Here is a 14,111-nt window from a genome sequence, read left to right on the forward strand (position 1 = left end):
ATGGACGCTTTTAACTACCGCGACGGGCAGCTGTTCGCGGAAGGTGTAGCGTTGTCCGCCATTGCCGAACGCTTTGGCACGCCGACCTACGTCTATTCCCGAGCGCATATCGAAGCGCAGTACCACGCGTACGCCGATGCCCTCGCCGGCATGCCGCACCTGGTCTGCTTCGCGGTAAAGGCCAACTCCAACCTGGGTGTACTGGATGTCCTGGCGCGTCTGGGCGCCGGTTTCGACATCGTCTCCCGCGGCGAGCTGGAACGCGTCCTGGCCGCTGGCGGCGCGGCCGACAAGATCGTTTTCTCCGGTGTCGGCAAGACCCGTGACGACATGCGTCGCGCCCTGGAAGTCGGCGTGCACTGCTTCAACGTCGAGTCCAGCGACGAGCTGGAGCGCCTGCAACAGGTCGCCGCCGAACTGAAGGTTCGCGCGCCGGTCTCGCTGCGGGTCAACCCGGATGTAGACGCAGGCACCCACCCGTACATTTCCACCGGCCTGAAGGAAAACAAGTTCGGTATCGCCATCGCCGATGCCGAAGACGTGTACATCCGCGCGGCACAGCTGCCGAACCTGGAAGTGGTCGGCGTCGACTGCCATATCGGCTCGCAGTTGACTACCCTGGCCCCCTTCATCGATGCCCTCGACCGTCTGCTGGACCTGGTCGACCGCCTGGGCGAGTGCGGCATCTACCTGCGCCACATCGACCTCGGTGGTGGCCTGGGCGTGCGTTACCGCGATGAAGAGCCACCGCTGGCCGCCGACTACGTCAAGGCCGTGCGCGAACGTCTCGATGGCCGCGACCTGGAACTGGTCTTCGAACCCGGCCGTTTCATCGTCGCCAACGCCGGGGTACTGCTGACCCGGGTCGAGTACCTCAAGCACACCGAACACAAGGACTTCGCCATCGTCGACGCGGCGATGAACGACCTGATCCGCCCGGCCCTGTACCAGGCCTGGATGGACGTCAGCGCCGTACGCCCGCGCGATGGCCAGGCCCGTACCTACGACATCGTCGGCCCGATCTGCGAAACCGGCGACTTCCTGGCCAAGGAACGTCAGCTTGCGCTGGAAGAAGGCGACCTGCTGGCCGTGCATTCGGCCGGCGCCTACGGTTTCGTCATGAGCTCCAACTACAACACCCGCGGTCGCGCTGCTGAAGTACTGGTCGATGGTGAACAGGCTGTTGAAGTGCGTCGCCGCGAGACGGTAGCCGAGTTGTTTGCTGGCGAAAGCCTGCTGCCGGAGTAGAACCATGCTGCTGCGTTTTACCAAGATGCACGGCCTGGGTAATGACTTCATGGTCCTCGACCTGGTCAGCCAGCACGCGCACATCCTGCCCAAACATGCCAAGCAATGGGGCGATCGCAACACCGGTGTCGGTTTCGACCAGTTGCTGATCGTCGAGGCGCCGAGCAACCCGGACGTGGATTTCCGCTACCGGATTTTCAATGCCGACGGCTCCGAAGTGGAGCAATGCGGTAACGGTGCGCGTTGTTTCGCCCGTTTCGTGCTGGACAAGCGTCTGACCACCAAGCGCCAGATCCGCGTCGAGACCAAAAGCGGCATCATCGAACTGGATGTGCGCAACGACGGTCAGATCGGCGTCGACATGGGCGCGCCGCGCCTGGTGCCCGAGCAGATTCCGTTCGTGGCGCCGGCCCAGGCCTTGAGTTACCAGGTCGAAGTCGATGGCCAGACCCTCGAGATGGCAGCGGTGTCCATGGGCAACCCCCATGCCGTGCTGCGGGTCAACGACATCAACAGCGCGCCGGTGCATGAGCTGGGGCCGAAGATCGAACATCACCCGCGCTTCCCGGCCCGGGTCAATGTCGGTTTCATCCAGGTCATCGACCGTCAGCGCGCGCAGTTGCGGGTCTGGGAACGTGGCGCCGGGGAAACCCAGGCCTGCGGTACCGGCGCCTGCGCCGCCGCAGTGGCCGCGATCAGCCAGGGGTGGATGGATTCGCCGCTATTGATCGACCTGCCGGGCGGGCGCCTGTCCATCGAGTGGGCAGGCCCTGGCCAACCGGTGAAGATGACCGGCCCGGCAGTGCGCGTATACGAAGGACAGGTGCGTCTTTGAATGAGCGAAAACCATGACTGATCAGCCTCAGGTTCCAGCCGAACAGCCCGACGAATCTCCTTCCGAAAACCTCGAGGCGGCGGCGATCGCCGCGTATCTGGAGGCTCATCCGGACTTCTTCGTCGAGCATGAAGAACTGCTCCCGGCGTTGCGCATTCCCCATCAGCGCGGTGACACCATCTCGCTGGTGGAGCGGCAGATGAAGATCCTGCGCGAGCGCAACATCGAGATGCGCCACCGGCTTTCGCAGTTGATGGACGTGGCCCGCGACAACGACCGGCTCTTCGAGAAGACCCGCCGCCTGATTCTCGCGCTGATGGATGCCAACAGCCTGGAAGACGTGGTGATGAGCGTCGAAGACAGCCTGCGCCAAGACTTCCAGGTGCCGTTCGTGAGCCTGATCCTGTTCAGCGACAGCGCCATGCCGGTAGGCCGCTGGGTCACCGCCGCCGACGCCCAGACCGCCATCGGTGGCTTGCTGACCGAAGGCAAAAGCGTCAGCGGCAGCCTGCGCGAGCATGAGCTGGACTTCCTGTTCGGCGAAGAACAGCGCCGGCAGATCGGCTCCAGCGCCGTGGTCGCCATCGCCCATCAGGGCATTCACGGTGTACTGGCCATCGCCAGCCGCGACCCGCAGCACTACAAAAGCTCGGTGGGAACGCTGTTCCTCAGCTATATCGCCGAAGTCATGGGCCGCGTGCTGCCGCGCTTCACTCACTCGCTACGCTCGGTTCGCTGACCATGGAACGACAATTGGACGCCTACTGCGAGCACCTGCGCAGTGAGCGCCAAGTGTCGCCCCATACGCTGCAGGCCTACCGCCGTGATCTGGAAAAAGTGCTGGCTTTCTGTGCCAAGCAGCAGGTTTCCAGCTGGTCCGACCTGGACATCCAGGGCCTGCGCAGCATGATTGCGCGCCTGCACCAGCAGGGCCAATCATCCCGCAGCCTGGCGCGCCTGCTCTCCGCCGTACGCGGCCTGTATCACTATCTGAACCGCGAAGGCCTGTGCAATCACGACCCGGCCAACGGCCTGGCGCCGCCCAAGGGCGAGCGTCGCCTTCCCAAGACCCTGGACACCGATCGTGCGCTGCAATTGCTCGATGGCGCGGTGGAAGATGATTTCCTCGCTCATCGAGACCAGGCGATTCTCGAGCTGTTCTATTCCTCCGGGCTGCGCCTGTCGGAGCTGACCAGCCTCGACCTCGAACAGCTGGACCTGGCCGATGGCCTGGTGCAGGTCCACGGCAAAGGCAGCAAGACCCGGGTCCTGCCGGTCGGCAAGAAGGCCCGCGAGGCGCTGCAGCTATGGCTGCCGCTACGGGCGCTGAGCAATCCGCCGGATGACGCGGTATTCGTCAGCCAGCAGGGCCGGCGCCTGGGCCCACGGGCGATCCAACTGCGGGTCAAGGCCGCCGGCGAGCGCGAGCTGGGGCAGAACCTGCATCCGCATATGTTGCGACACTCCTTCGCCAGCCACATGCTGGAGTCCTCCCAGGACCTGCGCGCCGTACAGGAACTGCTGGGGCACTCGGATATCAAGACCACGCAGATCTATACCCACCTGGACTTCCAGCACCTGGCAGCGGTCTACGACAGCGCCCACCCACGGGCCAAACGCAACAAAGGCGGTGAGTAATGACGATCAAGCTGATCACCTTCGACCTCGACGACACGCTGTGGGATACCACGCCCGTGATCGTCAGCGCCGAAGCCGTGCTGCGCCAGTGGCTGACCGACCACGCCCCGCAGCTGGGCGGCGTACCGGTGGAGCATCTCTGGGCCATCCGTGAACGGGTGCTGAACAACGAACCGGGGCTCAAATACCGCATCAGCGCCCTGCGCCGGCGGGTCCTGTTTCATGCGCTGGAGGAAGCCGGCTACGACCAGGGCCAGGCCAATGCCCTGGCCGACCAGAGCTTTGAAGTGTTCCTGCATGCCCGGCATCAGCTGGACATCTTTCCCGAGGTGCAGCCGACCCTGGAAGCGCTGGCCAACCACTTCGCGCTGGGTGTGGTCACCAACGGCAACGCCGATGTGCGCCGCCTGGGGCTGGCGGATTACTTCAAGTTCGCCCTGTGCGCCGAAGACATCGGCATCGCCAAGCCCGATTCACGGCTGTTTCACGAGGCCCTGCAACGGGGCGAGGCGACACCGGACACCGCCGTGCACATCGGCGACCACCCGGGCGACGACATCGCCGGGGCGCAGCAGGCTGGCTTGCGGGCCATCTGGTTCAACCCGGCCGGCAAGGTCTGGGAGGCCGAGCGGCTGCCGGACGCGGAAATCCGCAGCCTGACCGAACTGCCAAAACTGCTGGCGCGCTGGCACAACGGCGCCTGATGCGCGCTCACCGCAACACAGTGTCATCACCCAACAAACGCCCATGAAAAAGCCCGCAGCGACGGCGGGCTTTTTCAGCAAGCAAGTGGCGGGCGCTTAGATAGGCCGGCTACCGTACTTGTTATCAGGCTTCTTGGGCGGATCGGCAACCACATTGGCCTCGACTTCCTGCACTTTACCGCCACGGGCCAGGAACTCCTCCATGGCGCGCGCCAGTGCATCACGCTCTTTGTTCTTGGCTTCGACACTCGGCAACTCATCTACCGAGACGGCAGCCTTGGCCTTGCCTTTGGCGGTCGGGGCAGGAACATCACTGCCATCGTCTTCCGCCACATCGTCGGCGGCCGCTTCAAGACCTTCTTCGGTTTCGTCTTCGTCGCCTACTTCGAGGTCGTCGTTTTCCAGATCATCGTCGCTCATGTTCTACCTCATGACTTGCGAAAAGCAGATTAGTTATAGCCCAGCTGAGCCGACTGTCGAAGGCCGCTGGAAAAAAATCAACATCCACTGATAACCAGCGGCTTATGCCTTATCACCGTGCAAGGTGGCAAGGACTTTGCGGGCACCGCCATGATCGCGATGCTCGCCCAGATAAACGCCTTGCCAGCTGCCTAACGCCAAGCGACCCGCCGATACCGGCAAGCTCAATTGACAGCCTAGCAAACTGGCCTTGAAGTGCGCCGGCAGATCATCGGGCCCTTCGTCGTCATGTTCATACCCGGCCATGCCTTGAGGCACCAGGGTGTTGAAAAAACGCTCGAAGTCACGACGAACCGCAGGGTCGGCATTCTCGTTGATGGTCAACGAGGCCGAGGTATGCTGCAGCCACAAATGCAACAGACCGACCCGACATGCCTTCAGTTCAGGCAGGCCGGCGAGTAACTCGTCCGTTACCAGATGAAAGCCCCGGGGCCTTGCCCGCAGGGTAATCAGAGTCTGTTGCCACATACAGTTCTCCGCACATTCGGCGCGCATTCTAGCGCGCTCAGGGAAAAAACAAAGTGCCGAATATTCCTCCAATGCTGTAAGTCATTGACCCGAAAAAAAAGCGCTCATCAAACTGGCTGACAAGCTCTGGGAAAAACCTTTCAGCTGTCTCTCAATGACAAAACGCAGACAAAAAAATGCCCGGCAAGCCGGGCACTTTTTTCTGGCGGGATTACAGGTTGTAACCACGCTCGTTGTGTTGCGCCAGGTCGAGGCCGACCGACTCTTCTTCCTCGGTGACACGCAGCCCGATGACCACATCCAGCACCTTGAGGATGATGAAGGTCACGATCGCGGTGTAGATCACCGTGAAGCCCACGCCTTTGCACTGGATCCACACTTGCGCGGCGATGTCGGTCACGGTGCCGAAGCCGCCCAGCGATGGCGCGGCGAACACGCCGGTAAGGATCGCGCCGAGGATACCGCCGATACCGTGCACGCCGAAGGCGTCCAGGGAGTCGTCGTAGCCCAGTTTGCGTTTCAGGGTGGTCGCGCAGAAGAAGCACACCACGCCCGCTGCCAGGCCGATCACCAGGGCGCCCATCGGGCCTACGGTGCCAGCGGCAGGCGTGATCGCCACCAGGCCGGCAACCACACCCGAGGCGATGCCCAGGGCGCTTGGCTTACCGTGGGTCAGCCACTCGGCGAACATCCAGCCCAGCGCCGCGGCGGCGGTGGCGATCTGGGTCACCAGCATCGCCATGCCGGCGGTGCCGTTGGCGGCGGCGGCGGAACCGGCGTTGAAGCCAAACCAGCCGATCCACAGCATGGCCGCGCCCATCAGGGTGTAACCCAGGTTGTGCGGCGCCATCGGGGTGGTCGGGAAGCCTTTACGCTTGCCCAGCACCAGGCACGCTACCAGGCCAGCGATACCGGCGTTGATGTGCACTACGGTGCCGCCGGCGAAGTCCAGCACACCCCAGTCCCACATCAGGCCGCCGTTGCCGGACCAGACCATGTGTGCGATCGGCGCATAGACCAGAGTGAACCAGATGGCCATGAAGATCAGCATGGCGGAGAACTTCATCCGCTCGGCGAAGGCACCGACGATCAGCGCCGGGGTGATGATGGCGAAGGTCATCTGGAAGGTGATGAACACCGCCTCGGGGAACAGCGCCGCCGGGCCGGTCAGGCTCGCTGGGGTGACGCCGGCCAGGAAGGCCTTGCCCATGCCACCGACGAAGGAGTTGAAGTTGACGACGCCCTGCTCCATGCCGGTGGTGTCGAACGCGATGCTGTAGCCATAAATGACCCACAGGATGCTGATCAGACCGGTAATGGCGAAGCACTGCATCATCACGGAAAGAATGTTTTTCGAACGCACCATGCCGCCGTAGAACAGCGCCAGGCCGGGAATGGTCATGAACAGCACCAGGGCCGTCGAGGTCAGCATCCAGGCGGTGTCGCCGGAATTGAGGACTGGGGCTGCCACTTCGTCCGCCGCCATGGCCAGGCCAGGCATTACGAGGGACAACAGGGCTCCTAGCCCTGCGATTTTACGCAGAGTCATATTGTTTTCTCCTGGGGCGTTGGGTTTGGGGCGGCTTAGATGGCGTCGGTATCGGTTTCGCCGGTACGGATGCGAATCGCCTGTTCCAGATTGACCACGAAGATCTTGCCGTCACCGATCTTGCCGGTGTTGGCGGCCTTGGTTATCGCCTCGATGACCCGGTCAAGATCCTTGTCGTCGATGGCGACGTCGATCTTCACCTTGGGCAGGAAGTCGACTACGTACTCCGCGCCGCGATACAGCTCGGTGTGCCCCTTCTGCCGGCCGAAGCCTTTGACCTCAGTAACGGTAATGCCCTGCACGCCGATCTCGGACAGCGACTCGCGCACGTCGTCCAACTTGAACGGCTTGATGATGGCAGTGACTAGCTTCATGAAACTTTCTCCCGAATTGGTGGACTTGCCCCAGGAAAACAAACCCGACTCAAGTCTAAGCGCAGTGCCTGGCTTTGTAACGCATCGTCGGCCTTCCTCGACCAGACCGACGCCAGCTAACCGCTGCTGACGAAACACTTCCCCGCTCCGCCTGCCGCACTGCATTCGTCACAGCGACTGCATCAGTGCATGGGTCATCAGCGACTAAGCAGAAACCTTGCCATCTCGTGAAAACCCACTGATTTCAGTCCCTTGGCCGCTGCTGAAGAAGCCACTTCGCCATCATCGCCACGGATACGCACAACAACGGTGCGCCACTGCCCGGCGCTATGCGCGAAAAGCGTGCATCCCCGCCTGCCGATTGACTATAGACAGTGCGTGATACACTGCCCGCCATTGTTTTCAGGACACTCCCCATGCTCGCGCCCAAAGACCTCCTCGACGCCCTGAGCGGCCATGCCGCCCGCCTGTTCAGCGGCGAAACCCCACTGCCCCGCGCCGAAATCGAAAGCCAGTTCAAGGCCCTGCTACAAAGCGGCTTCAGCAAGCTGGACCTGGTCAGCCGGGAAGAATTCGACAGCCAGATGGTCGTCCTGGCCCGCACCCGCGCCCGCCTGGAAAGCCTGGAGGCGAAGGTGGCCGAGCTGGAAGCCAAGCTCAATCCGAGCGAGCAATAACCACCTCGACCGCGCTCCTGCGCATAGGCTCGACCGGGCAGCACCTGCCATCGGTCGAGCCGGGCCCTGCCAGCAAAGATTTTCCGCCCCGCCCGTTCATTTCCCCCCTACTCCGCCGATAACATGTCCAGCGTTTGCGATCCTGGCCACCCCTGGGCGAGTCATGCCCCGCAACACCACCAAGCAACGCGAACGCTTGCCTCGACTTAATTGCACCAGGTAGCCCTATGACCGCGCCAAAACCCTTCAGCCGCTTGGCCTTCTTCGTCCATACCGCCGAGATGCTCAATCACTATCAGGCAGTCTGGAGCCTGCTCGGGGCCGACGCTTTCGATGTGGTCCTGCATGGTACCCATGAAGAGCGTGCGCAAAGCCGCGAGCTCATTGGTGGTCTGGGTTACAGCTGCCACGGCAGCCTGGATGTGATCAAAGCCAATCACCGCTATGACGTGGTGGTCTCCAACCACAGCATGTACGACCACGGCTCCCAGCCGATGATCAAGGCGCTGGGCCATCGGCAGGTGCGCTTCATGTACGCCCTGGGCAAGTACAAACACAACTTTTCCAGCTGGAACCAGCACTACGACCTGATTCTGTGCTTCGGCCCCTGGCAGGCCGAGCGCCTGCGCGAATGCTGCGATGCGGTGACCTTCCAGATGGGTTACCCGCGCTACGACGCCTACTTCCGCGAAACCTCGCTGCAAGGCCAGCACCCGGCGGACCTGGGCCTGGACCCGGCGAAAAAGACGGTGCTGTGGCTGCCGACCTGGATGGAGCTGTCGTCGATCAGCCGCTTCGCCGACGCCATGGCCGGGTTGTGCGATCGCTACAACGTCATCGTGAAAACCCATCCGCTGTCGGTCGAGGCCGATCCCGAGGCCTTGAAACTGCTCGAGCAATACCCGTTCACCGCGGTGATTACCCGCGTCTACGACAACCTCACCCTGTTCCGCTGCGCCGACTATGTGGTATCGGACTACGGCGGAACCGCGTTCGGCGCCCTGTACCTGGACAAGAACCTGCTGCTGTTGAACGTGCCGGATGCCGAACAGGATGCGCTGACCGGCGAGGAATCGCCCGATGTGCTGCTGCGCAACGACATCCTCAACCTCGACCCCGAGGCGCGCTGGCAACTGGCCGACCTGCTGGGGGACGAGAGCCTCTGGCAACAGCAGGCTGCGGTCCGTCAGCGCCTGCGTCGCCATTACTTCGCCCCCAGCTATGGTTTCTCGGCGGAGCTGGCGGTACTGGCGCTGCGCAACATCGAAAACATACTCAAGCAGGGGTGAAACCATGGTGATCTGGCTGGTCGGCATGTCAGGAGCGGGCAAAACCACGATTGGCCGGGCCCTGTATGCCAGCCTGAAAGCGCAACGGCCGCAGACCGTGTTCGTCGACGGCGACGAGATTCGCGCGCTGTTTCGCCATGATCAGCGGGCGGATGCCTATAGCGTCGCCGGACGCCGGGTCAACGCCGAACGGATCCAGGCCCTGTGCGGCTGGCTCGATAGCCAGGGCATCGACGTGGTCTGCTGCATCCTGTCGATGTTCCAGGACATCAGCGACGACAATCGCCAGCGTTTCTCCAGCTACCGGGAAGTGTTCGTCGATGTGCCGCTGAGTACCCTGATCAGCCGGGACAACAAGGGGCTGTATCAGTCCGCCCTGCGGGGCGAACAGCGCAACGTGGTGGGCGTGGACATCGAGTATCCGCCGCCGCAACGCCCGGACCTGGTGCTGCACAACCGTCACGAGCCCGACGATATCCCGGGCTACGTGGAACGCATTCGCCAGCTCTGTGGATATCCACCATCATGCTGAACTACGTCTACAGCGACGGGGACCTGCTGGAAAACCCGCAGACCTACCGCTACAGCAGCTTCCAGGGCGAAGCTTTCGTCGATGCCTGGCGCGCCTCGCGCCTGGCCGCATGTGCCCACCTGTCGGCGCCGGCCTTGCCCGCGCTGCATCCGCAAGGCCCGGCGCATGCCGAAGACAGCACGACACTGCTGAACCATCTGTGCCTGGAGATGCGCGCAGGCACTGGCGTCTCCGGCCCGCTGGCAACCTACTGGCTAGCGCGCCTGCTGAAGAAGTTCGAAGTGAGCAAACGCCTGTATACCGGCTACGAAGCCGCGGCTCCGCACCGTCCGCTGCCCCATGGCAGCTATGGGTCCGTACCGCCTTACCTGTTGCTGGCCGAGTGCATGCTGCACGGCTGGCAGGCGAGCGGCGCGGCCTATTACCTCAGTGGCCTGCTCAAGCTGACGGATACCCTGGTGTCGCAGCAGGGCCGCCTCGACCCAGACCAGGGTGCCTACCTGGCCTGGCTGCTGACCCAGGAACAACAGGTGCTGGCCACAGTCGCCCGGGAGGCCGGCTTATGAGCCGCGCCCGCCTGCTGATCCTCTGCGCCCGCACCGCGCGCTCGGTCGCCTACCTGCAAGGCTTGGCGGCCGCCGGTATCGAACCTGAAGCGGTGATTGTCTACGGCCAGGGCGGCGGCGCGCTGCAAACCACCCGCGAGTTGCAGGTACAGCCACTCGCGGGGCTGTTCTGCCCGGACCTGAGCCAGGACATCGACACCTGCCTGGCCGCCCTGGACTGGCCCCACGAGATATGTCCCGCCCAAACTCTCGACGACCCGCAACTGCTCGCACTCATCGCCCGCCAGGCGCCGGACCTGCTGGTCTACTCCGGCTACGGCGGGCAACTGGTGCCGGCGGCCCTGCTGAGTCGCTACCCGGTGCTGCATATCCACTCCGGCTGGCTGCCGGACTATCGCGGCAGCACCACCCTGTACTACCAGATCATCGAACAGCGCGAATGCGCCGCCAGCGCCCTGCTGCTCGATGAGCAGATCGACACCGGCCCGGTGCTCGCGCGCAAGGCCTATCCCCTGCCACCGCCAGGCATGGACGTCGACTACCTGTATGACAATGCGATCCGCGCCGACCTGCTGGTGGACGTCCTCAGCCGCTGGCGACGCGAAGGCGCACAAGCCCTGCGGCCCCTGCCGGCCGAGGCCGAAAAGCCGCCCTACTTCATCATTCACCCGCTGCTCAAACACCTGGCCCTGCTGGCGGTGGACAAGCACGAGGACACACCATGAACCGGGCCGCCGAAAACATCGTTCGTTTCGGGACCAAATCCGAAACCCTGGAGCGCCTGCAACCACGGGTCACTCGCTCACAGATCCTGCCGCTGTATTTCTTCACCGCGCGGCAGTGGCTTGATGCCCCCGCGGACGTGCTGCTGAACATCGCCAGGATGGAGCATGGCGGTTGCGTGATCGTGCGCAGCAGCGCGCAGAACGAAGACAGCTTCAACAGCTCGATGGCCGGCCTGTTCACCAGTTGCCTGAACGTCAGCGCCACGGATCCACGGGCCTTGAATGCGGCCATCGAACAGGTGATCGCGTCCTTTGCCGAGCACCGCTGCGAGGACAACCAGATCCTGATCCAGCCGATGCTGACCTCGATCCAGATGAGCGGCGTGGTGATGACCCACGACCTGGAGCATGGCGCCCCTTATTACGTGGTGAACTACGACGATGAGAGCGGCCTGACCGATACCATTACCGGCGGCCAGGGCATCCAGAAAACCGTGCTGGTCTACCGCGACACCGAGAGCGCCCAACTGCGATCCCCACGCCTGCAGGCGGTGATCGATGCCTGCCGGGAGCTGGAAATGCTCTGCGGTAACGTGCCGCTGGACATCGAATTCGCCGTCGACCGCCACCAGCAGGTGTATGTGTTGCAGGTACGGCGCATCACGCTGTGCAACACCTGGCACCCGGTCACCGAACGGCGGGTGGCGCGCCAGCTCGAGCACATCCAGCGCTTCCTGGGCAAACGCCTGGCGCCCCAGGCCGGCCTGTACGGTGACAGCACCCTGCTGGGGGTGATGCCCGACTGGAATCCGGCGGAAATCATCGGCACCACCCCACGCCCGCTGGCAGCCTCGCTGTATCGGCGCCTGGTGACGGATTCGACCTGGCGCGAAGCCCGCGCCCTGATGGGTTATCACCACCCCCGGCACCAGGCCCTGATGGTGATGCTCGGCCATCACCCGTATATCGATGTGCGCTGCAGCTTCAACTCATTCCTGCCGGAGGGCCTGGAGCCGGGGTTGTGTACAAAGCTGGTCAACGCCTGGCTACAGCGCCTGCAGGCCCACCCGCAATGGCACGACAAGGTCGAGTTCGAAGTCGTCCAGACCTGCCTGGACTTCACTTTCGATGCCGACTTCGCCGAACGTTATGGCGACAGCCTCAGCGCCGCCGAGCAACAGGCCTATCGCTCGGCCCTCGACCAACTGACGCTGCGGGCGCTGAGCGGTGACGGAGCCGGTGCGCTGCCGCCCTTGCTGGATCAGGTGCGCGCCCACGAGCGCCAGCAGCAAAGCCGCCGTCTCGATGCCCTGCCGGCCGACCTCGACAGCATCCACCGCCTGCTGCTGGACTGTCGCGAGCAAGGCACACTGCCGTTCGCCATGCTCGCCCGGCATGCATTCATCGCCGAAGCCCTGCTGCGCTCGGCCTGCCGCCGTGGCGCCCTGAGCACCGAGCGCTTGCTGGCCTGGAAGCAGTCGATCCACACCGTCACCACCGAGCTGACCCGCGAATACGCCCAGGTCTGCGCCGACGCCCGGACACTGCCGGCCTTCGTCGCCAAGTTCGGCCATCTGCGCCCTGGCACCTACGACATCACCTCACTGCGTTATGACGAACGCCACGACCTGTTCGCCGCCGCGACCGTCGAACTGGGTCATGGCGAAAGCCCGCAGGCGGCATTCCAGCTGCACCCCGAAGAACGCCAGGCCCTGCAGCAATTGATCGACGAACAAGGCTGGCCGCTGTCGACCGAACACTTGCTGGACTACGCCAGCCAGGCCATCCAGGCCCGGGAATACGCCAAGCTGGTGTTCACCCGGGACCTGTCCGATGCCCTGCAACTGCTGGTGAGCTGGGGCGCCGACGTCGGCCTGGCCAGGGAAGACCTGTCCTTTCTCGATATCCACCCGCTGCTCGACAGCCTCACCACGCCGCTGATGGACGACACCGACCGGGTCCTGCTGGAGTCGGCCAGCCAGGCGCGACGCAGTTATGAACAGGGCATCTCGCTGAAGCTCGGGCACCTGATCAGCGCGGTCGACGATGTGTTCGTCGCGCCGCTGCATCGCAGCCTGCCCAACTTCATCACCCGGCAGAACGTCGAAGCCATCGGCATGGAATTGCGCCAGGACACCCCGGCTTCGGCGCCGCTCAAGGGCAAGATCGTCTGCATCGAAAATGCCGACCCCGGCTACGACTGGGTCTTCACCCGCGGCATCGCCGGGCTGGTCACCCAATACGGCGGGGCCAACTCGCACATGGCCATCCGCTGCGCCGAGTTCGGCATTCCGGCGGCCATCGGCTGCGGCGAGCAGTTGTTCAACCGGATCCTGCGCAGCCCGCGCATCGCCCTCAATTGTCGCGACAAGACCCTGAACCCGGTGCAGCCATGAAACGCCTCGGTATCACCCTGAGAACCTGCAACCCGCAGGCCTACCACGAACCGCGCGATGGCCTGGCCAGGGACTGGTACCGCTTTTTCGCCGAGCTCGGCTGCGGCAACCAATGGATGCTGCTGCCCAACCTGGGCGAGGACACCGTGGCCTATGCCCGTGACCAGGGCGTGCAAGGCGTGATCTTCAGCGGTGGCGACGACCTCGGCGGCGATCCGTTGCGCGACCAGAGCGAACAGGCGCTGCTGGCCCACTGCGTGGCCGAGCGGTTGCCGGTGCTGGGGGTCTGCCGCGGGTTGCAACTGATCCACAGCTTTTTCGGCGGCCGGTTGGCCGATGCCGACCGCGACGTGCACGTCGCGCAACGCCACCTCATCACCTTGCTGGCCGCCGACGAGCTGCCCTGGCTACAGGGCCAGGCCGCTTCGCGCGCGGTCAATTCCTTCCACGGCAAACAGTTGCTCGACCCGCCGCCCGCCGCCCTGCGCCCCTGGGCCGTGGATGCTGCCGGGACCTGCGAGGCCCTGGTGCATGCCAGCCTCAAGGTGGCCGGCATCATGTGGCATCCCGAGCGCGAAGCAGCGCTGGACGAAGCTGATCGACAACTGTGCCAATGGCTCTTTGAGTGAC

At 63.8% G+C, this 14,111-nt stretch carries 16 protein-coding genes; 12 read left to right on the forward strand and 4 right to left on the reverse strand.

Annotation, left to right across the window (positions count from 1 at the left end; genetic code table 11):
* From lysA to C4K38_RS30935, 5 genes are read left to right on the forward strand one after another with little or no spacing between them, the layout of a single operon-like run.
* Positions 1 to 1,248, forward strand: a complete 1,248-nt coding sequence (gene lysA, locus C4K38_RS30915) for a diaminopimelate decarboxylase (RefSeq protein WP_053281391.1) — start codon at positions 1 to 3, stop codon at positions 1,246 to 1,248.
* Positions 1,249 to 1,252: 4 nt separating this feature from the next.
* On the forward strand, positions 1,253 to 2,083 hold the full coding sequence (gene dapF / locus C4K38_RS30920; protein ID WP_053281392.1) for a diaminopimelate epimerase: 831 nt from the start codon (positions 1,253 to 1,255) through the stop codon (positions 2,081 to 2,083).
* 13 nt (positions 2,084 to 2,096) lie between these two features.
* A complete protein-coding gene (locus C4K38_RS30925; protein ID WP_053281393.1) occupies positions 2,097 to 2,822 on the forward strand; it encodes a DUF484 family protein in 726 nt (241 codons plus the stop codon).
* Between the two features lie 2 nt (positions 2,823 to 2,824).
* Positions 2,825 to 3,721 (forward strand): tyrosine recombinase XerC, encoded by an 897-nt coding sequence (xerC, locus tag C4K38_RS30930; protein ID WP_016703181.1) that lies wholly within the window; start codon positions 2,825 to 2,827, stop codon positions 3,719 to 3,721.
* A complete protein-coding gene (locus tag C4K38_RS30935; protein ID WP_053281394.1) occupies positions 3,721 to 4,425 on the forward strand; it encodes an HAD family hydrolase in 705 nt (234 codons plus the stop codon). Before xerC ends, C4K38_RS30935 begins: the two co-directional genes overlap by 1 nt.
* Positions 4,426 to 4,521: 96 nt before the next feature.
* Here the strand turns inward: C4K38_RS30935 and sutA are convergent, their stop codons facing one another.
* From sutA to glnK, 4 genes are all read right to left on the reverse strand, one after another.
* Positions 4,522 to 4,845: a dormancy-specific transcriptional regulator SutA gene (gene sutA, locus C4K38_RS30940; RefSeq protein ID WP_007926654.1), complete on the reverse strand. Its 324-nt coding sequence runs from the start codon at positions 4,843 to 4,845 to the stop codon at positions 4,522 to 4,524.
* A 102-nt stretch (positions 4,846 to 4,947) separates the two neighbouring features.
* Positions 4,948 to 5,373, reverse strand: coding sequence for a secondary thiamine-phosphate synthase enzyme YjbQ (locus C4K38_RS30945; protein WP_016703180.1), 426 nt, complete (start codon positions 5,371 to 5,373; stop codon positions 4,948 to 4,950).
* A 211-nt stretch (positions 5,374 to 5,584) separates the two neighbouring features.
* A complete protein-coding gene (locus C4K38_RS30955; RefSeq protein WP_009051452.1) occupies positions 5,585 to 6,922 on the reverse strand; it encodes an ammonium transporter in 1,338 nt (445 codons plus the stop codon).
* 35 nt (positions 6,923 to 6,957) lie between these two features.
* Positions 6,958 to 7,296 carry a P-II family nitrogen regulator gene (gene glnK, locus C4K38_RS30960; RefSeq protein WP_002555808.1) on the reverse strand — a complete coding sequence of 113 codons (339 nt, stop codon included), beginning with the start codon at positions 7,294 to 7,296 and terminating at the stop codon, positions 6,958 to 6,960.
* A gap of 416 nt (positions 7,297 to 7,712) precedes the next feature.
* Here glnK and C4K38_RS30965 point away from each other — a divergent pair, with 416 nt between their 5' ends.
* The 7 genes from C4K38_RS30965 to C4K38_RS30995 all read left to right on the forward strand — a co-directional run bounded on the left by C4K38_RS30965 (position 7,713) and on the right by C4K38_RS30995 (position 14,110).
* Positions 7,713 to 7,973, forward strand: coding sequence for an accessory factor UbiK family protein (locus C4K38_RS30965; protein ID WP_053281395.1), 261 nt, complete (start codon positions 7,713 to 7,715; stop codon positions 7,971 to 7,973).
* A gap of 227 nt (positions 7,974 to 8,200) precedes the next feature.
* Positions 8,201 to 9,262 (forward strand): CDP-glycerol glycerophosphotransferase family protein, encoded by a 1,062-nt coding sequence (locus C4K38_RS30970; RefSeq protein WP_053281396.1) that lies wholly within the window; start codon positions 8,201 to 8,203, stop codon positions 9,260 to 9,262.
* A 4-nt stretch (positions 9,263 to 9,266) separates the two neighbouring features.
* Positions 9,267 to 9,794, forward strand: coding sequence for an adenylyl-sulfate kinase (locus C4K38_RS30975; protein ID WP_025807043.1), 528 nt, complete (start codon positions 9,267 to 9,269; stop codon positions 9,792 to 9,794).
* The gene (locus C4K38_RS30980) at positions 9,788 to 10,360 is read left to right on the forward strand and encodes a hypothetical protein (protein ID WP_053281397.1); all 573 of its coding nucleotides are present in this window, start codon (positions 9,788 to 9,790) and stop codon (positions 10,358 to 10,360) included. The genes C4K38_RS30975 and C4K38_RS30980 overlap by 7 nt, the downstream gene beginning before the upstream one ends.
* Positions 10,357 to 11,085 carry a formyltransferase family protein gene (locus C4K38_RS30985; RefSeq protein WP_053281398.1) on the forward strand — a complete coding sequence of 243 codons (729 nt, stop codon included), beginning with the start codon at positions 10,357 to 10,359 and terminating at the stop codon, positions 11,083 to 11,085. The genes C4K38_RS30980 and C4K38_RS30985 overlap by 4 nt, the downstream gene beginning before the upstream one ends.
* Positions 11,082 to 13,481, forward strand: coding sequence for a PEP/pyruvate-binding domain-containing protein (locus C4K38_RS30990; protein ID WP_053281399.1), 2,400 nt, complete (start codon positions 11,082 to 11,084; stop codon positions 13,479 to 13,481). Before C4K38_RS30985 ends, C4K38_RS30990 begins: the two co-directional genes overlap by 4 nt.
* A complete protein-coding gene (locus tag C4K38_RS30995; RefSeq protein WP_053281400.1) occupies positions 13,478 to 14,110 on the forward strand; it encodes a gamma-glutamyl-gamma-aminobutyrate hydrolase family protein in 633 nt (210 codons plus the stop codon). The genes C4K38_RS30990 and C4K38_RS30995 overlap by 4 nt, the downstream gene beginning before the upstream one ends.
* Position 14,111: the final 1 nt, after the last annotated feature.

The sequence above is a fragment of the Pseudomonas chlororaphis subsp. piscium genome (assembly GCF_003850345.1).
GTDB lineage: Bacteria > Pseudomonadota > Gammaproteobacteria > Pseudomonadales > Pseudomonadaceae > Aquipseudomonas > Aquipseudomonas piscium.